The organism is Arthrobacter sp. UYCu723 (assembly GCF_054059215.1).
The window spans coordinates 3,952,736-3,969,951 of record NZ_JBSSBW010000001.1; the positions used below are offsets into that span (position 1 = coordinate 3,952,736).

Sequence of the window (17,216 nt, forward strand, 5' to 3'; positions counted from 1 at the left end):
CATTCGGTTCAGACACCGGCGATGTACCGCACCGCGTCGAGATACGGCATGTTCACGGTGGCGTCCGCGACGGCGCGGACGGCCGGCTTGGCGTTGAACGCGACGCCGATCCCGGCGGCCCCCAGCATGTCCAGGTCATTGGCGCCGTCGCCCACGGCAATGGTGTGCTCCAGCGGGATTCCTTCCGCGGCGGCCCATTCACGCAGGTACTTTTCCTTGGCCGCCCGGTCGATCACATCGCCGAGCACCTTCCCCGTCAGGGCGCCGTCCACGATTTCGAGTTCATTGGCGATCCAGTAGTCCAGCCCCAGGCCTTCGGCGATGGGTTGCAGGATCTGGTTGAACCCGCCGGAGACCACTGCCACGACGTGGCCGGCGGCCTTGAAGGCGGCCACCAGCTCCGCCGCGCCGTCGCTGAGTTTCACTTCGGCCCGGACCGAATCGACGACGTCGGCCGGCAGTCCGGCGAGCACCGCCACCCGGGCGTGGAGGCTCTGGGCGAAGTCCAGTTCGCCGCGCATGGCGGCCTCGGTGACAGCCGTGACTTCTTCGCGTTTTCCGGCGTGGGCTGCCAGGAGTTCAATGACCTCCTGCTGGATCAGGGTGGAGTCCACATCCATGATCAGGAACTTCCGCGGGGCATTCCGGAGCGAGGCCGGCACGATCGCCGTATCCACGCCCTCGATTGCGCCGGCCGCCACCCGGCGGAGTTCCGCGAGCTCCGCGGCCGTCCCGGACTCCAGTGAGCAGTCCGCCGAGTACACCTCGAAGCGGCCGTCCCCGGTGCGGCTTTCCGCGTCGACGCTCACGCCGGCTGCGGTGAGCGCGGCCCGGAGGCGCTGCACGTCGGAAAGGCGCAATTTCGGGGCATAGCTGACCGCAGTCACGTTCGAACTCATGGCTGCAATCCTAGCCAGCGCCCGGCCGGCGCCCGAATTCGTTTCGCTGCGGCGACTTCCCTGAATGGACCGGACGCGCCGGACGCGACGCGCGGACCCGGCGCGCACCCGCACGCGGGCGCGCCTCCGGTTATCAGTAGTCCGCTTTTTTGTCCTAGTGTCTACTCCTATGAGTGATGTTCTTGAAATGGCCGCCGTCAGCGTTGTACGTGGGGCGAAAACGCTCCTGGACAAGGTGGACTGGCAGGTCAAGGAAGGCGAGCGTTGGGTGATCCTGGGCCCCAACGGTGCCGGTAAGACCACACTGCTGCAGATCGCCGCCGCCCGGATCCACCCCACGAGCGGCATGGCCGGCATCCTGGAGGAAATCCTCGGCGCCGTCGATGTCTTCGAGCTCCGGCCCAGGATCGGCCTGTCCTCGGCGGCCCTGGCCAACCAGATCCCCGAGCAAGAGAAGGTCCTCAACGTCGTCGTGACGGCCGCCTACGGTGTCACCGGCCGCTGGCGCGAAGGCTATGAGAGGGACGACGAGCGCCGCGCCTTTGGCCTGCTCAACGAATGGGGCATGGGCCCGCTGCTCAACCGTCCTTTCGCCTCGCTGTCCGAGGGGGAGCGGAAGCGCGTCCAGATCGCCCGGGCCCTCATGACGGACCCGGAACTGCTGCTCCTCGACGAACCCGCCGCCGGGCTCGACCTCGGCGGCCGCGAAGACCTCGTCCACCGTCTCAGCGAACTCGCCCGCGACGCGGCCGCCCCGGCGATCGTCCTCGTCACGCACCACCTCGAAGAGGTCCCGCCGGGATTCACCCACGCCATGCTGATGCGCGACGGCGGCGTGGTGGCCCAGGGTCCGCTGGCGGAGGTCCTCACCGCGGAAAATCTGAGCGAGACGTTCGGGCTGCCGCTGGACGTCAGCGTCACAGCGGGACGCTACACCGCCGCAGCCCGCCGCTGACGGGCCCCTGACAGCGCGTGGAGTTCCTCAGTAGCGTCCTCATCTTCTTCGCCGGGCTCTGGGCAGGCACCATCAACAGCGTTGTCGGGTCCGGAACCCTCGTCACGTTCCCGGTGCTGATCGCCCTCGGCTACGCGCCCGTCACGGCGTCCATCAGCAACGCGATGGGGCTAGTGGCCGGCAGCGCCGCCGGGGCCTGGGGCTACCGGAAGGAACTCACCGGCCGGGGCAGGCAGTTGCTCCGGCTCCTGCCCGCCTCGCTCCTGGGCGGCGTCAGCGGAGCCTACCTGCTGCTGCACCTGCCCGAGAAGGTCTTCCACTACGCCGCCCCGGCCCTCATTGTGGTGGCCCTGCTGATGGTGGTGTTCCAGCCCAAGCTCCAGCAATGGGTGCGGAACCGGGAAGAGAACCCCGAACACGCCATCCGGGACCGGCGCCACAGCATCCTGCTCGTGGTCCTGGTGTATCTGGCCGGCGTCTACGGCGGGTACTTCGTCGCGGCCCAGGGCATCCTGCTGGTCGGCATCCTCGGCGTCTTCATGACCGGGACCATCCAGAACGCCAATGCCATGAAGAACATCCTGGTCCTGGGTGTGAACGTCGTCGCGGCCGCCTCGTACCTGCTCTTTGCCTTCGGCCGGATCAACTGGGCCGTCGTGGGGCTGATCGCCGTCAGCTCGCTGATCGGCGGCGTGATCGGCTCCAAGGTGGGCCGCCGCTTGTCGCCGGGGGTCCTGCGCGGGGTCATCTTCGTCCTCGGCCTCGTCGCCCTGGGCTTCATGATCGCCAACCTGCTGAAATGACCTGCCGAAGTGACCGCCCGTGACCTTCCACTATCTTGAATCGGCCGACGACCCGCGCGTCTCCGATTACACCCAGCTGACGGACGTCCACCTGCGGAAGCTGCGCGAACCCGCCGAGGGCATGTACATCGCGGAGTCCTCGCGCGTGTTGCGCCGGGCGCTGGCGGCAGGGCACCGGCCGCGCTCCTTCTTCCTCGCCGAGAAATGGATCCAGGACCTCGCGGATGTCTTCGAGGAGTACCCGGATGTGCCGGCCTATATCGGCTCCGCCGGGCTCCTCGAGGACATCACCGGCTTCCACCTGCACCGCGGAGCCATGGCGGCCATGCACCGGCCGGCTCCGGTCCCGTTGCCCGAACTGCTCGCCGGTGCCCGCCGGGTTGCCGTGCTGGAGGACATCGTGGACCACACCAACGTCGGCGCGATCTTCCGTTCCGCGGCCGCACTGGGCGTGGACGCCGTCCTCGTCTCGCCGCGCTGCGGGGACCCGCTCTACCGCCGCAGCGTCCGGGTCAGCATGGGGACGGTGTTCCAGGTCCCGTGGGCGCGGCTGGAGGACTGGCCGGGGGACCTGGCCATGCTCCGGGACCTGGGCTTCACCGTGGCGGCCATGGAGCTCACCGAGGATGCCGTCTCCCTCGAGGACCTGGCGGTCCGGAACCCGGAACGGCTGGCGCTCGTGCTCGGAACGGAGGGCGCCGGCATGAGCGAAGGCACGCTCGCCGCCGTCGACCTCGCCGTGAAGATCCCGATGCGCGCCGGCGTCGACTCCCTTAACGTCGCGGCGGCATCCGCCGTCGCGTTCTGGGAGCTGCGGCCCCGGGACTAAGTGTTCGGCAGTGACGCTGACTTTCCGCTATGATTGATAGCTGGCCGTCCGGTGCATTCCGCAAGCCATCCCATTCATACCTGGCAGCTGGCAAAATCCAGTTGTGCGAACAAAGGTCCAATTATGAAGTCTGATACTCACCCGAAGTACGAAGCTGTTGTTTTCAACGACCTGGCTTCCGGCGTCAAGTTCCTGACCAAGTCCACCGTGTCTTCCAAGAAGACCATCGAGTGGGAAGACGGAAACACCTACCCGGTTATCGACGTCGAAATCTCCTCGGAGTCCCACCCGTTCTACACGGGCAAGCAGCGCATCATGGACTCTGCTGGCCGCGTCGAGCGCTTCAACGCTCGCTTCAAGGGCTTCGGCGGCAAGAAGTAATAACTTCTCCCCAAGGTCTATTGGAAAAGCCCGCACCGCTTACGGTGCGGGCTTTTTGCGTCCGGCCGAGTGCACTTGACGCAGCGGCGTCGTGGCAGGATTAAGCACATGACAACGATCCCCTTGGGTCCCGCTTCCGGCAAGGCCGACGACGGCGGCGGCCGCCACCACGGGGAGTACAAGGTGCCCGGCGGAAAGCTCGTGGTCGCCGACTTCGATGTCGTCGACGGCATGCTCGCGAATGTCTCGGTGAGCGGGGACTTCTTCCTGGAGCCGGACGAAGCGCTGCTGGAGATCAACCGGGCCCTGACCGGTCTGCCGGCGGACGCCGGCGCCGCGGACACCGCCGCGGCGGTGGACGCCGCCCTCCCGGCCGACGCGGTCCTGTTCGGCTTCTCCGCCGACGCCGTGGCGGTCACCGTACGCCGCGCCCTCGCGAAGGCCACCGGCTGGGCGGACCACCACTGGAACATCATCGGCCCCTCCGTGCTGCCCACCCACGTCAACGTCGCCCTGGACGAGGTCCTCACCGAAGAGGTCGGCGCCGGGCGCCGCAACCCGACGCTGCGCTTCTGGGACTGGGAAGAGCCCTCCGTCATCATCGGCAGCTTCCAGTCCGTCCGCAACGAACTCCACCCTGAAGGAGTGGCCCGGCACGGCATCAGCGTGGTGCGCCGGATCAGCGGCGGGGGAGCGATGTTCATGGAGGCCGGAAACTGCATCACCTACTCGCTGTACCTCCCGCAGACCCTCGTGGACGGGATCAGCTTCGCCGATTCCTACGGCTTCCTGGACGCCTGGGTGATGGCGGCACTCGAAAAAGTGGGCATCAGCGCTTTCTACGTCCCGCTCAACGACATCGCCACGGACCAGGGCAAGATTGGCGGCGCGGCCCAGAAACGGCTCGCCAACGGCGGGATGCTGCACCACGTGACCATGAGCTACGACATCGACGCCGACAAGATGGTTGAGGTACTGCGCATCGGCAAGGAAAAGCTCTCCGATAAGGGCACCACGAGCGCCAAGAAACGGGTGGACCCGCTCCGGCGCCAGACCGGCCTGGCCCGCAGCGAGATCGTCGCGGCGATGATGGAGGTCTTCACCGAACGCTACGCCGCGACGCCGTCGGAACTCACCGACGCCGAACTCGACGCCGCCCGCCGGCGCGTCGACGACAAGTTCGGCACGGCGGAGTGGCTGCACCGGGTGCCCTAGCACCTGGACCCCGCGCCCAGCTGCGCACGTCGCACCCTCGTATGCTCAGCCGAACGTGCAGTGGACGATGACTTTTCTCAGGGCGGTCTCGAGAACGGCGAGTTCCTGATCGTCGAGCCGCTCGACGAACAGTTTCGAAACATCGCGAAGATGGACCGGCACGGTTTCGGTCAACCGGGCGATACCGGCGTCGGTCAGGGCGACCACTACGCCGCGCCCGTCCTCAGCGGTGTTTCCTCGACGTACCAGACCCTCATCGACCAGCCTCGCGACGCGGCGCGTCAACCCCGAGCGCGAGAGGAGCGTGCGGGCGGCCAGGTCAGTCATCCTCAGCTGCCCGCCTGTCTCGGCCAGCTGAGCCAAGACGTCGAAGTCGGTGAGGCGGAGCCCCGTGTCCGCCCGGAGATCGGTGTCGAGCTGGCGCATCAGCGTCGCGTGCGCCTGCAGTAAAGCGCGCCACGCCGGCTCTCCGCGCCGACCCGGCAGCGAGTCCTCAACAAGCCGGCCGAAGAAAGCAGCCACATCACCAGGTGGGGAATTTTCGTGCATATCCACCAGTTAACCCCATAGGTATTTGCAATCGCAAGTACATGGGAGCGGTGAGGAGGACCGTCTCATGAGTGAAGTCGAGCCCCTCGACAGGGCACTCCGCCGGGGATTCCCGGTTTCGGCGGAGGAGGCGCGCGTGACGCGAACCGCCGGTAGGTACGAGCCCCTCCGGACTCGGGTCGTAAACAAAGTTCTCATCATCAATCGCAAGTGGGCACCGGAGCGCCTCACCTTGGTCCTCTGCGATGAGCCGCTGGGGTTCTAGCCATGCCTGAATCGACGTTGGGTGTCGGGATCCTCGGGGTCAGCCCCATGCGGGGCTGGGCTGCCACCGCCCACATCCCTGCCCTGCGCGCGCTGCCGAACTACGAGATCCGGGCACTGAGCGCGCACAGCGCGGAATCCGCGCACGCAGCAGGCGAAGCCTACGGGGTGCGTGCGGTGTTCTCCGACCACGAGCAGCTGCTGGCCCGACCGGACATCGACGTGGTCGCCGTTACGGTCAAGGTCCCGCACCATCGAGAGCTCGTCTCCGCCGCCCTTGCCGCCGGCAAGGCCGTCTACTGCGAGTGGCCGCTTGGCCGCGACCTCGGCGACGCCCGGGCGATGTCCGGACTCGCCGCGGAGCACGGGGTGCCTACGGCCGTCGGGCTGCAGGCCCGCCAGGCCCCCGCGATCCAGTTCGTCCAGGAGCTGCTCAGCGACGGATACGTCGGCGAGGTCCTCTCAACGACCATGCTCGGGCTGTCGGTCCCGGGCAACGTCGTGGGCCGGCCCAACGCCTACATGCTCGACAAGACAAACGGGGCCAACGTGCTCACGATCGCAGTCGGGCACAGCCTGGACACACTCAACTACGTACTGGGCGAGTTCGCGGACCTGTCGGCCGTGTCGGATCTTCGCAGGCCGCTCATCACCATCGATGAGACCGGGGAACAGATCGTCAAAACGGCGCCCGACCAAATCGCCGTGATCGGCACTCTCACGTCCGGAGCGACCGCCAGTGTCCACATCCGTGAGGGAGTGGCCGGCGGCACCGGGTTCCTCTGGGAAATCAACGGCACCGACGGAACACTCCGGATCACCGCCGACGCCGCATACCCCGAAATCTACCCCCTGTCCGTCCGGGGAGCGCAAGGGCGGAACGAGCCCACCGAACTTGACGTCCCTGCGCCGGCACAGAAATGGCCCGCGCTCAGCAGCCTGGAAGGATCGCCGGCATATAACGTCGCGCGCGCCTACGCGGCGTTCGCGGCAGACATCGACAACGGCACCCACGCCGTGCCGGACTTCGCCGACGCCGTCGCCCGCCACGAGACCATTGCCGCCATCGAGAAGTCCGCGGCATCAGGGGAACGCGTGAAGACATGACCCGCTGCGCCACGCCGGGCCGAATTATCACGAAATATCATGAAAGGAGCCGACCGTGAGACTCACCCACATCCCTCTCCGCCTGACCACAGGAGCATTCATCCTGAATGCCGGTTGGGGCAAACGCAAGCTGGACAAAGACAGCGCGGCCGGGCTTCAGGCCATGGCAGCCAAGGTCATTCCGCCGGTCAGCAGAATCGACGCCGAAAAGTTCGGCAAAATGCTTAGCTACGCGGAAATGACCCTGGGTGCGGCACTGCTGACACCCTTCCTGCCCAGCCGCCTGGCCGGGATCGGTCTCGGGATCTTCTCCGGGTCCCTGTTCACCATGTACCTGAGGACACCCGGCATGACGCTGGAGGATGGCATCCGTCCCAGCCCGCAGGGAACTGCGCTGGCAAAGGACATCTGGATGCTCGGCATCGCCGCGGCCCTCGTGCTGGACCGCAAGCCCAAGCCTGGAAAAGCAACCCCGGCGGATCCCTTTCTGAAGCGCCGCTAAGACCGGCCCTGCGCGAGCGGCTGTGCTATCAGGGCCTGTGGCGTCAGTGCTTGTGCCGTTAGGGAACGGTGCAGCTGGCTGCGCTGTTCAATGATGATGCGGCGCAGCGCACGGGGCGCGTCCGCGTGTTCGGCCAGCCAGTTGTCGCTCCGGACAATCACGGCGTGGGTCTCCGGGGTGCCGCCATGCCCGTCGAGGTCCTGCGCGGCCGGGTAGAGGCCACGGACGATCCGGCCGGCGATCTCGATGCTGCGGCCGGCCCACACCTGTTCCAGGCATTCGAAGTAGCGGTCGGTGAAGTACGCTAGCAGTGCCGCCGGCCCGGAGTTGAAGCCGGCGATGGTGGCGCTCAGCAGCTGGTTGGACAGTGCGGTGCCGTGGACTGCCGCATTCCAGACCGCTTCCTTGACGGCCGCTTCGGGGCGGGCTGCCATGGCCGTGGCGTGGCCGGACTTGCCCGCGGCGGTGTTGTCCCGGACCAGCTCTTCATCGAGCTGGGCGGGGGTCGCCTGTCCGTTGGCCGCCAGGGCGTGCCAGAAATTCCAGCGCAGTTCGGCGTCGACGGCGAGGCCTTCGACTACGGTGCTGCCGGCCAGGATACCGCGGAGCAGGTCCAGCCGGCCGGCGTCGTAGCGGCTGGTCGCGGCCAGGGTGCGGGCCCAGGCCAGCTGCTGGTCGGAGCCCGGTTCGGCCTTGAGCAGTTCGGTGGCTGCCACGGTGAGGAATTCGTGGCGCACGTCGTCGCGCTGCGCTCTCGGCACATAGCGTTCGATCGCGGTCGCGGCATTGCCCAGCACGTTGAGCAGCACCCCGATGCCGGTCTCGGCCGGGCCGAAGCGCTGCACGGCCTGGACATACAGCGTCGACGGCGTGACGGCGTCGCGGGCGGAATCCCACAGCGCGGTCCAGCACAGGGCCCGGGCCATCGGGTCGCTGAGCTTGTCGAGGGAGCTCCGCACGGTGGCTTCGGAGTGCGCGTCCAGCCGCACCTTGGCGTAGCTGAGGTCGTCGTCGTTCACCAGCAGCAGGGCCGGCCGACGCTTGCCGGCCAGCTCAGCCACCTGCGTGCGGGGGCCGCTGACATCGGTCTCCACACTGTCCCCGCGGACGAGGGCGCCGGCGTCGTCCACGTCGTAGAATCCGATCCGCAGCCGGTGCGGCCGGGGTTCCTGCAGGCCGGTGATCGGATCCTCGGCGTCCTGCACGAGCGTCACTGCGGCCAGGACGCCGTCGTGCTCGTCGATCTCGCTGGAGAGGGTCGAGATGCCCGAGGTCTGGAGCCACCGGCGGGCCCAGTCCCCGAGGTCGCGGCCGGAGGCGGCGCCGAGCGCAGCCAGCAGCTCGGCCAGGGTGGTGTTGCCATAGGCGTGGTCCTTGAAGTACTGGCGTGAACCGGCGATGAAGGCCTCGAAGCCCACATAGGCGACGAGCTGCTTCAGCACGGAGGCACCCTTGGCGTAGGTGATCCCGTCGAAGTTCTGCTTGGCCGCCTCGAGGTCGGGGATATCGGCGACGATCGGGTGCGTGGTCGGCAGCTGGTCCTGTACATACGCCCAGGCCTTGCGGTTGTTGGCGAAGTTCACCCACGCCGTGTCCCAATCCGTGGTCCGGTCCACTCCGAGGGTCCCCATGTAGTCCGCGAAGGACTCCTTGAGCCACAGATCGTCCCACCACTGCATGGTGACGAGGTCGCCGAACCACATGTGCGCCATCTCGTGCAGCAGAGTGTTGGCGCGGGCCTGGTACTGCGAATCGGCGGCCCGCGAGGTGAACACGTAGCTTTCGGTGAAAGTCACGAGCCCGGGGTTCTCCATCGCACCCAGGTTGTACTCCGGCACGAAGGCCTGATCGTACTTGCCCCAGGGGTACGGGAAGTCGAAGAGCCCGTTGAAGAAGTCGAGGCCGTTCCGGGTGAGCGTGAAGAGCGCCTCGGTGTCGAAGGAGGACGCCATGGATGCCCTGCAGTACAGCGCCAGCGGCACCTCCAGGACCGTCCCGTCCCCGAGTACCCCGTGCCAGGAGTCTGCGGCTTTGAAGTACGGACCGGCGAGCACGGTGGTGATGTAGGTGGACATCGCCTTGGTCGGGGCGAAGTCCCAGCGGCTCGTGACGGGGTCGCTGGTCAGCTGGGTGCGCTGGGTTTCGATGCCGTTGGAGGCGACCTGCCACTCCGAAGGGGCCATGACGTGGAAGGTGAATTCGGCCTTGAGGTCGGGCTGCTCGAAGTTCGCGAAGACCCGGCGCGCGTCGGCGGGTTCGTACTGGGTATAGAGGTAGCACTGCCCGTCTGCCGGGTCGAAGAAACGGTGCATGCCCTCGCCGGAGGTGCTGAACAGCGCCGTGCCGGTGACCGAAACCTGGTTTTCGGCCTGCAAGTTGTCGAGCCGGATCCGGGCGCCGTCCGTGATGTCGGCAACGGCCAGCCCCGTGCCGTTGAGGAAGACGCTGTGCACGTCGCTGCTGATGAAGTCCAGGAAGGTGGAAGCCCCGGGCTCGCTCGCGGAAAAGTTGATGACGCTGCGGCTGGTGTAGCCGGCAACGTTCGGATCCGCCGCCTGCCGCACGTCCAGGGACACGTCATAGCTGTGCGTGGTGATCAGGGCTGAGCGTGTTGCCGCTTCATCGCGGCGCAGGTTCTGGTTCGACACCCAGCTATCTAATCATGATGACGGCAGCGCCCAGCCCCAGCAGGGCAATCAGCAGCCAGGAAGCCAGCGCGGCCAGCAACGGCCGGACCCCGGTATGCAGCAGCTGGGCGACCCGCACAGCAGAACCGAGGCCGAAGAGTGCCATGCCCAGCAGCAGGTCCTGGAGTACGGCGGCAGCGTCCAGAACGGCCGGGGACAGCCAGCCCGTCGAGCGCAGGGCGGCCAGCGCCAGGAAGCCGATGACGAACAGCGGGACGATCGGGGGCCGCCTGCCCCCGGAAACGGCAGAGCCGTTGCGATGCTGGCCGTTGCGGTGGTGCAGGCCCGCGGCGGCCACCATCGGCGCCAGCAGGACCACCCTAGTGAGTTTGACGACGACGGCGACCGCGAGCGCCGAGGCCCCGGCCGTCTGCGCGGTGGCCACCACCTGGCCGACGTCGTGCACCGATGCCCCCGCCCACGCCCCGAATTCATCCGGGCCCAGTCCCAGCGGCTGCATCAGCAGCGGCAGCACGCCGATGGCCAGCGTGCCGCACAACGTCACGAGCGCGATCGGCAGCACGGTGTCCTGCTGCCGGATCCGGCGCACCGCCGCCATGGCACCGATGGCCGATGCGCCGCAGATGGAAAAGCCGGTGGCGATCAGGAGCGACACCGGGGGCGGCAGCCGGAAGAGCCGGCTGATGCCGTAAGTTCCCGCGAAGGCGGCCAGGACCACGCCGGTGATCAGGAGCAGCGCGGGCCCGCCCAGGCCCAGCACGTCGACGAGGCTGACCTTCAGGCCCAGCACCACGATCCCGCTGCGCATGAGGTGTTTGCCGGCGAAGTCCAGCCCCGGCCGGGCACGCCCGGCGCTCCAGACGGCCACGCCCGGCAGGTTCGCCGACAGCAGACCGAGCACCACGGCCAGGGTCATCGCCGGGAGCACGGGAACAAGGGCATGGATGGCAAGGGCCACCCCGACGGCGGCCGCGGCCGCCAGCAGGCCGGGCGCTGCTCGGTACAGGGCTGTTTCATAAATCGCTGCTGGGGACTTCGGGCTGAACAGGGGCACGCACTCAACCATGCCGGATGGCCCCCGGAATCCCGCAACCCAACCGCAACCGCAACCGCCACGGCTGCCGCTCCGGCCCGCACGCCGCGCCGACTCCGCCCGGCAGGCGAACTGCCCACGCACCCCGGAAATGATTTCGTAACAAAAAGGTGGTTGGCTAGTGGCCATGTCTGACCTTTTCCAGGATTACGCCGAGGCCGCCGGACGCACCGGCGCCTACGACGAGATGTTTACCCCCGGCCAGCTGGCCAGGAAGTCCTACGGGCAGGTGTCCGGCGCCCTGAGCGAACTCTCGCTGGCGGACGTCACCGCCCGCGCCGACTCCATGGCCCGGACCTTCCTGGACCGCGGCGTCACCTTCGACTTCGCGGGGGAGGAGCGGCCCTTCCCGCTGGACATCGTGCCCCGGGTGATCCCGGCCGATGAGTGGGCCGTCCTGGAGGGCGGCGTGGCCCAGCGTGTGCGGGCCCTCGAGGCTTTCCTCAACGATGTCTACGACAAGATGACCGTGGTGTCCGACGGCGTCATCCCGCGCCAGCTCGTCACCACCAGCGCCCACTTCCACCGCCAGGTGCACGGCTTCGAGCCCGCCGGCGGCGTGCGGGTCCACATTTCCGGCATCGACGTTGTCCGCGACGCCGAGGGGACCTTCCGTGTGCTGGAGGACAACGTGCGCGTACCCTCCGGCGTCAGCTACGTCCTGGAGAACCGCCGCGCCATGGCCAAGGGCCTCCCCGAGGCCTTCGGCCAGCAGCTGATCCGGCCGGTGGAGGAGTACCCCCGCCGGCTGCTGTCGGCCCTGCGGAAGACGGCGCCGTCCGGGGTCGATGATCCCACTGTGGTGGTCCTGACCCCCGGCGTGTTCAACAGCGCCTACTTCGAGCACACCCTGCTCGCCGGCCTGATGGGCGTCGAACTCGTCGAGGGCAGGGACCTCATCTGCCGCGCCAACCGTGTCTACATGCGCACCACGGCGGGCGAGCAGCGCGTGGACGTCATCTATAAGCGCATCGACGATGAATTCTTGGACCCGCTGCAGTTCCGTGCCGATTCCATGCTCGGCTGCCCAGGCCTGGTCAACGCGGCCCGCGCCGGCGGCGTCACCATCGCCAACGCCGTGGGCAACGGCGTCGCGGACGACAAGCTGGTCTACAGCTACGTGCCGGACCTGATCCGGTACTACCTGAACGAAGAGCCCGTGATCGCCAATGTGGACACCTTCCGGCTGGAAGAGAAGGAGGCCCGGGAACACGTCCTGGACCGCCTGGCCGAACTCGTCGTCAAGCCCGTGGACGGCTCCGGCGGCAAGGGCCTGGTGATCGGCCCGGACGCATCCAAGGACGAACTCGTTGCCCTGCGCAAGCGAATCATTGCCGACCCCCGCGGCTGGATCGCGCAGCCCGTGCTGCAGCTCTCCACCGTCCCCACGCTCAGCGGCGACAAGTTCGGCCCCCGCCACGTTGACCTGCGGCCCTTTGCCGTGAACGACGGCGACGACGTCTGGGTCCTGCCCGGCGGGCTGACACGCGTGGCGCTCAAGGAGGGCTCGCTGATCGTGAACTCCAGCCAGGGCGGCGGCTCCAAGGACACCTGGGTGCTGGCGGATTCCCCGCAGGTTCCGGTGGAGACGCTCCCACGGCCTTCCATCGCGGTCCGCGAGCGGGTCTCGGTCTGGCCCGTGGAGAGCAACTGGCGCGACCGCCAGACGGAGCAGCAACAGCAGCAGATTTTGGATGCGCAGGAGGTAACCGCGAATGCTTAGCCGTATCGCCGAGTCCCTATTCTGGATCGGCCGCTATGTGGAACGGGCCGACGGCACCGCCCGGATCCTCGACGTCCACCTCGAGCGGCTCAACCACCTGCCCATGGAGGAGCAGCGCAGCGTCGCGCAGGAACTGCTCGCCGTCATGGGCGCCCGCCCGCAAAGCGAGGAATTCGGCCTCCCTGAGCTGCTGAACGCGCTGGCCTATGACAAGCACAGTGCGACGTCGATCGCCGGCTCGCTCGGCGCGGCGCGGGAGAACGCCCGCCGCGCCCGCGAGACGGTGTCCTCGGGGCTCTGGGAGAGCCTGAACACGACCTACTACGGGCTCAACCAGCACCGCAAGGACGTCGTAGGAACCTACCGCTTCTGCAACTGGGTGCTGGAACGCACCGCCATGGTCAGCGGGCTCGCGGACACCACGGTCAGCCACGACGAGAGCTGGCTGTTCCTGGTCCTGGGCCGCTCGCTGGAACGCGCCGACATGACGGCGCGGATGCTCTCCACGCGGGACGTGCTCTCCGCCGGCATGTCCTGGGTGAACATGCTCCGCTGCGCCGGTGCCTACGAGTCCTTCCTGCGGACCCGGCGCGCGGCCTTCGGGGACCAGCACGCCGCCGAGTTCCTGCTCCTGGACCGGTTGTTCCCGCGTTCCATCGTGTACGCGCTGCGTGACGCCGACGAGTGCCTCGCCAAGCTGGACCCCTCGGCGCAGCGCGTCGGGTTCATCAACGACGCCCGCCGCATTGTGGGCCAGGCCCGCACCTTCCTGGAGTTCCACCGCACGGATGACCTCATGTCGGAACTGCCGGAACACATGGAACGGGTGCAGAAGGCCGTCTCGCAGGCCTCCGACGCCATTTCCCGTAAGTACTTCAATCAGGCAGACGAACTGGCCTGGGTGGGAGAAGTTTCATGACCCGGCTGAGCATCATCCATAAGACCGCCTACCAGTACAACAAGCGCGTCACGCTCTCCTACAACGAGGCGCGCATGACGCCGCTGACGGATCCCCAGCAGGTGGTGCTCGAGTCCTCGATGAAGGTCTCGCCGTCGCAGGCCGCTTTGAGCAGCTACCGCGACTTCTGGGGCACCCGGGTGACGGCCTTTGACATGCAGATGCCGCACGAGCACCTGGAAGTGCTGTCCACGACCACCGTCGAGGTGCACCGGGTGGAGAAGATCCCGTCCGAGACGGACATCGTCGGCTGGGACGTGCTGGCCGCGCCGGAAACCCAGAACCAGTTCAGCGACTGGATTCCGCAGTCGCAGCTCACCGGGCCGGGCACCGAGGTGCTGAGCATCATTCCCGGCGTCGTCGAGGGCCGCAACCCGCACGAGGCGGCCCTCGCCGTCGTCGAGTGGATGCGCGGTGAGATGACCTACATGAAAGGCAGCACCGGCGTCACCACCAACGCCGAGGAAGCCTGGACCCAGCGGCAGGGCGTCTGCCAGGACCTCGCGCACCTCGCCATCGGTGCGCTGCGCAGCTGCGGGATTCCCGCCCGGTACGTGTCCGGATACCTGCACCCGCGGGCGACGGCGGAACTCGGTGAGACGGTGGCCGGGCAGTCGCACGCCTGGCTCGAGTGGTGGGACGGCGAATGGCGGAGCTGGGACCCCACGAACCACAAGCCGGCCGGTGATTTCCACGTCACGGTGGCACGGGGGCGGGACTACCGCGATGTGCCGCCGCTCAAGGGCATCCTCTCCGGCGGCGGCGGCTCAGCCCTCAGCGTGAGCGTCGAGATCACCCGGCTCGCCTAGGCAGGCATCCAGGGCCGGGATGCGCTATCAGTTGCCGCTGCTCTGAAGTCCCCAGAACAGCTCCGTCTGATAGCGCATCCAATGCATGCAGGGTCTCGGGGGCTATTCGAGTCCGGAGCGGGTAGCGTCGTCCAGCGGCGTCCACCAGGTCAGGGGCGGGACCACCTTGAAGCGCCGGCCGCTGACCGTGTCCGGGGTGACCCTCACGAAGTGCTCCTTCTTGCCGCCCTGCCAGGGGAACAGCAGCAGCCCCACGGTGTCCAGGAGCTCCTGCTGGTTCGCGACCGGTGCCGCCAGGCCCTTGACCACCACGCTCCACGCGACGCCGCTGTCCGCATCGATGCCGTCCGCTTCGACTGCCACCGGCGTGTCACCGGTGGCGGCCTGAAGCTTGGTTCCCTCGGCCGTCCGGAAGACGAGGGTCCCGTGGTCCACTGTGTAGGTGATCGGGAAGATGTCCGGGTGGTCGTCCACCCAGACGGCCAGCCTGCCGATGCTGACGCTGCGCAACAGCCGCCAGCATTCGTGGTGGTCCAGGTTCTCGACGTCGTGGGGGTTCTGGCCTGGGAGGGGCTTGCCGGCCTGGCTGGGATCAGTACTCATGGCGCCGAGCCTACGGCCCGGCTGCGCCGCGGAACTAGGGCCCAAGGTCACAAGGAGGCGACAGGCTCCGGCATCACGGGGCTTTCGGCACCGGCGCGGGGTATTCTGGCATCACGTCGTCAGCGCCGATGCGCGGGGTAGTGAATTGGGGCCAGGAACATGCATTCAATGGGTGAAAGTCCGGAGCAGGCCGAAGCCGAGCCACAACCCAGGATCGATGGTGTGTTGAAGGGATTCGTCTCCCGCGGCGAGGAGTTGCTGCAGTCCCAGGAGCGGATGGCAGGTCTGCTCGAGGCCGTTGTGGCGGTGGCCGAGGACCTCAGCCTGGACGCCGTCCTGGAGCGCGTCGTCCAGTCAGCCTGCCGGCTGCTGCATGCGCGCTACGGGGCTCTTGGTGTCATCGGTGACGACCACGCGCTCAGCCACTTCATCACCGTCGGCATCGACAACGAGCTATCCCATCAGATCGGCCCGCTGCCCACCGGCCACGGCGTATTGGGGCTGCTGATTTCCGAACCCAGGCCGCTGCGCCTGCATGATCTGCGCAAACACCGGGAATCCTATGGCTTTCCTGCCCTCCACCCGCCGATGCAGACTTTCCTCGGCGTCCCCGTCCGCGTCCGGGACGTGGTGTTCGGCAACCTGTACCTTACGGAGAAGGAAGACGGCAGCGACTTCACCGCCGAAGACGAAGGCCTGGCCGTCGCGCTGGCCGCCGCTGCCGGCGTCGCCATCGAAAACGCCCGACTCTACGACGACGCACGCCGCCGGGCGCGCTGGCTGGAAGCGTGCATGGACGTCTCCGGGCTGATGCTCAGCAGCCACCGGGACTACACCGCCGGCGGTCTCGACCCGATAGCGAGCAGGGCGCTGCAGGAGTCTGGATCGCAGCTCGCCCTGCTGGTGGCGCCCGCCGTCAACGGCCCCGGCTACATTGTCGCCGGCGTCGCAGGTGAGCACCGCTCCGTCTTCTCCGGCCGGTCCTTGACGTTGGACGCGCCGCAGCTCCAGGACGTCCTCGACGGCGGGGAGCCGGTACTGCTGGACGACGCCGCGGCGCTCTTCGGTGAGATCGACGGCGGGATCTCGGGCCCGCTCCTGGCGGTGGCGCTGAGTACGCAGGGTGCGCACCACGGCCTCCTGCTGCTGGTCCGGGAACCGGGCGAGGTCCAGTTCGCCCGGACGGACATCGAAATGGGCGCCGTCTTCGGCTCCCATGTGGCCCTGGCACTGGAGCTGGCCCGCGTCCACAGGCTCCGCGAGGAACTGCTGGTCTTCACGGACCGCGACCGGATCGCCCGGGACCTGCACGACCTCGTCATCCAGCGGATATTCGCGGCAGGACTGAGTGTGCAGAGCCTGACCCGCTTCACCAGGGACGAGCTCGCCCTGGAGCGGATCCGCAACATCACAGGCGAGCTCGATGAAGCGATCCGCAGCCTCCGCGACACCATTTACTCGCTCAAGAGCAGCAGCGGAGAAACCGAGCTGCTGAGCGGACGGATCCGCCGCGTGGCCCGTAGTTCCGCCAAGTCCATGCCGTTCACGCCACGGCTGACCATCACCGGCCCGGTGGACGCGGTCACGCCGGACAAGGCGGACAACGTGGTGGCCGTCGTGTCTGAAGGACTCAGCAACGCCATCCGGCATTCCGGCGCCGATGCCATCTCGGTGTCTGTTGCCGTGATCAAGGGCCGCGTGACAGTCGTCATCACGGACAACGGCTCGGGCTTTGCTGATCCGGAAAAACGAAATGGACTGGCCAACCTCGAAGACCGGGCGCGGATGCTCGACGGCGAGTGCACCATCACCAGCGCGCCCGACGCCGGAACCAGCCTGGAGTGGTCCGTCCCGCTTTAGCGGACGCTGCCTTTAGCG

At 67.7% G+C, this 17,216-nt stretch carries 16 protein-coding genes; 11 read left to right on the plus strand and 5 right to left on the minus strand.

The window, feature by feature from the left end; translation table 11 throughout:
• Positions 1–8: 8 nt before the first annotated feature.
• A complete protein-coding gene (gene serB, locus ACVWZ8_RS18430; RefSeq protein WP_456505432.1) occupies positions 9–899 on the minus strand; it encodes a phosphoserine phosphatase SerB in 891 nt (296 codons plus the stop codon).
• A 169-nt stretch (positions 900–1,068) separates the two neighbouring features.
• On the opposite strand from serB, the gene ACVWZ8_RS18435 reads away from it, so the two are divergent.
• The 5 genes from ACVWZ8_RS18435 (at position 1,069) to ACVWZ8_RS18455 (ending at position 5,082) form a co-directional block, all read left to right on the plus strand.
• Positions 1,069–1,854 (plus strand): ABC transporter ATP-binding protein, encoded by a 786-nt coding sequence (locus ACVWZ8_RS18435; protein ID WP_354244906.1) that lies wholly within the window; start codon positions 1,069–1,071, stop codon positions 1,852–1,854.
• Between the two features lie 17 nt (positions 1,855–1,871).
• Positions 1,872–2,657, plus strand: coding sequence for a sulfite exporter TauE/SafE family protein (locus ACVWZ8_RS18440; protein ID WP_426977890.1), 786 nt, complete (start codon positions 1,872–1,874; stop codon positions 2,655–2,657).
• Positions 2,658–2,676: 19 nt separating this feature from the next.
• The gene (locus tag ACVWZ8_RS18445; RefSeq protein ID WP_354244911.1) at positions 2,677–3,486 is read left to right on the plus strand and encodes a TrmH family RNA methyltransferase; all 810 of its coding nucleotides are present in this window, start codon (positions 2,677–2,679) and stop codon (positions 3,484–3,486) included.
• 123 nt (positions 3,487–3,609) lie between these two features.
• Positions 3,610–3,867 (plus strand): type B 50S ribosomal protein L31, encoded by a 258-nt coding sequence (locus ACVWZ8_RS18450; protein ID WP_024365679.1) that lies wholly within the window; start codon positions 3,610–3,612, stop codon positions 3,865–3,867.
• 108 nt (positions 3,868–3,975) lie between these two features.
• Positions 3,976–5,082, plus strand: a complete 1,107-nt coding sequence (locus tag ACVWZ8_RS18455) for a lipoate--protein ligase family protein (protein ID WP_426977889.1) — start codon at positions 3,976–3,978, stop codon at positions 5,080–5,082.
• Positions 5,083–5,127: 45 nt separating this feature from the next.
• On the opposite strand, the gene ACVWZ8_RS18460 is transcribed toward ACVWZ8_RS18455, so the two are convergent.
• A complete protein-coding gene (locus tag ACVWZ8_RS18460) occupies positions 5,128–5,604 on the minus strand; it encodes a MarR family winged helix-turn-helix transcriptional regulator (RefSeq protein ID WP_456505433.1) in 477 nt (158 codons plus the stop codon).
• Positions 5,605–5,898: 294 nt separating this feature from the next.
• On the opposite strand from ACVWZ8_RS18460, the gene ACVWZ8_RS18465 reads away from it, so the two are divergent.
• Both ACVWZ8_RS18465 and ACVWZ8_RS18470 read left to right on the plus strand, forming a co-directional pair.
• Positions 5,899–7,002 carry a Gfo/Idh/MocA family protein gene (locus ACVWZ8_RS18465; RefSeq protein ID WP_456505434.1) on the plus strand — a complete coding sequence of 368 codons (1,104 nt, stop codon included), beginning with the start codon at positions 5,899–5,901 and terminating at the stop codon, positions 7,000–7,002.
• A 55-nt stretch (positions 7,003–7,057) separates the two neighbouring features.
• Positions 7,058–7,504 (plus strand): hypothetical protein, encoded by a 447-nt coding sequence (locus tag ACVWZ8_RS18470; RefSeq protein ID WP_456505435.1) that lies wholly within the window; start codon positions 7,058–7,060, stop codon positions 7,502–7,504.
• Here the strand turns inward: ACVWZ8_RS18470 and pepN are convergent.
• Entirely contained in the window at positions 7,501–10,152 is a 2,652-nt protein-coding gene (pepN, locus tag ACVWZ8_RS18475) for an aminopeptidase N (RefSeq protein ID WP_456505436.1), read from the minus strand. The genes ACVWZ8_RS18470 and pepN overlap by 4 nt on opposite strands.
• A 4-nt stretch (positions 10,153–10,156) precedes the next feature.
• Positions 10,157–11,206 carry a YeiH family protein gene (locus tag ACVWZ8_RS18480; RefSeq protein WP_426977884.1) on the minus strand — a complete coding sequence of 350 codons (1,050 nt, stop codon included), beginning with the start codon at positions 11,204–11,206 and terminating at the stop codon, positions 10,157–10,159.
• 166 nt (positions 11,207–11,372) lie between these two features.
• On the opposite strand from ACVWZ8_RS18480, the gene ACVWZ8_RS18485 reads away from it, so the two are divergent.
• Genes ACVWZ8_RS18485 through ACVWZ8_RS18495 form a run of 3 tightly spaced genes read left to right on the plus strand, consistent with a single transcriptional unit; the run spans position 11,373 to position 14,735 of the window.
• Positions 11,373–12,968, plus strand: coding sequence for a circularly permuted type 2 ATP-grasp protein (locus ACVWZ8_RS18485; protein WP_456505437.1), 1,596 nt, complete (start codon positions 11,373–11,375; stop codon positions 12,966–12,968).
• Positions 12,961–13,887, plus strand: coding sequence for an alpha-E domain-containing protein (locus tag ACVWZ8_RS18490; RefSeq protein ID WP_426977882.1), 927 nt, complete (start codon positions 12,961–12,963; stop codon positions 13,885–13,887). Before ACVWZ8_RS18485 ends, ACVWZ8_RS18490 begins: the two co-directional genes overlap by 8 nt.
• A complete protein-coding gene (locus tag ACVWZ8_RS18495) occupies positions 13,884–14,735 on the plus strand; it encodes a transglutaminase family protein (protein WP_456505438.1) in 852 nt (283 codons plus the stop codon). The genes ACVWZ8_RS18490 and ACVWZ8_RS18495 overlap by 4 nt, the downstream gene beginning before the upstream one ends.
• A gap of 102 nt (positions 14,736–14,837) precedes the next feature.
• Here ACVWZ8_RS18495 and ACVWZ8_RS18500 read toward each other — a convergent pair whose 3' ends face one another.
• Complete coding sequence (locus ACVWZ8_RS18500; RefSeq protein WP_426977880.1) at positions 14,838–15,338, minus strand: pyridoxamine 5'-phosphate oxidase family protein; 501 nt, start codon at positions 15,336–15,338, stop codon at positions 14,838–14,840.
• Between the two features lie 168 nt (positions 15,339–15,506).
• Here ACVWZ8_RS18500 and ACVWZ8_RS18505 point away from each other — a divergent pair, with 168 nt between their 5' ends.
• Positions 15,507–17,198, plus strand: a complete 1,692-nt coding sequence (locus tag ACVWZ8_RS18505; protein WP_456505439.1) for a GAF domain-containing protein — start codon at positions 15,507–15,509, stop codon at positions 17,196–17,198.
• The last annotated feature ends 18 nt before the right edge of the window (positions 17,199–17,216 follow it).

Bases quoted from the DNA above. Each gene is read 5' to 3' on its own strand.
- serB (WP_456505432.1), bottom strand. From the start codon at position 899: ATGAGTTCGAACGTGACTGCGGTCAGCTATGCCCCGAAATTGCGCCTT.
- ACVWZ8_RS18435 (WP_354244906.1), top strand. From the start codon at position 1,069: ATGAGTGATGTTCTTGAAATGGCCGCCGTCAGCGTTGTACGTGGGGCG.
- ACVWZ8_RS18450 (WP_024365679.1), top strand. From the start codon at position 3,610: ATGAAGTCTGATACTCACCCGAAGTACGAAGCTGTTGTTTTCAACGAC.
- ACVWZ8_RS18455 (WP_426977889.1), top strand. From the start codon at position 3,976: ATGACAACGATCCCCTTGGGTCCCGCTTCCGGCAAGGCCGACGACGGC.
- ACVWZ8_RS18465 (WP_456505434.1), top strand. From the start codon at position 5,899: ATGCCTGAATCGACGTTGGGTGTCGGGATCCTCGGGGTCAGCCCCATG.
- ACVWZ8_RS18485 (WP_456505437.1), top strand. From the start codon at position 11,373: ATGTCTGACCTTTTCCAGGATTACGCCGAGGCCGCCGGACGCACCGGC.
- ACVWZ8_RS18490 (WP_426977882.1), top strand. From the start codon at position 12,961: ATGCTTAGCCGTATCGCCGAGTCCCTATTCTGGATCGGCCGCTATGTG.
- ACVWZ8_RS18495 (WP_456505438.1), top strand. From the start codon at position 13,884: ATGACCCGGCTGAGCATCATCCATAAGACCGCCTACCAGTACAACAAG.
- ACVWZ8_RS18500 (WP_426977880.1), bottom strand. From the start codon at position 15,338: ATGAGTACTGATCCCAGCCAGGCCGGCAAGCCCCTCCCAGGCCAGAAC.
- ACVWZ8_RS18505 (WP_456505439.1), top strand. From the start codon at position 15,507: ATGGGTGAAAGTCCGGAGCAGGCCGAAGCCGAGCCACAACCCAGGATC.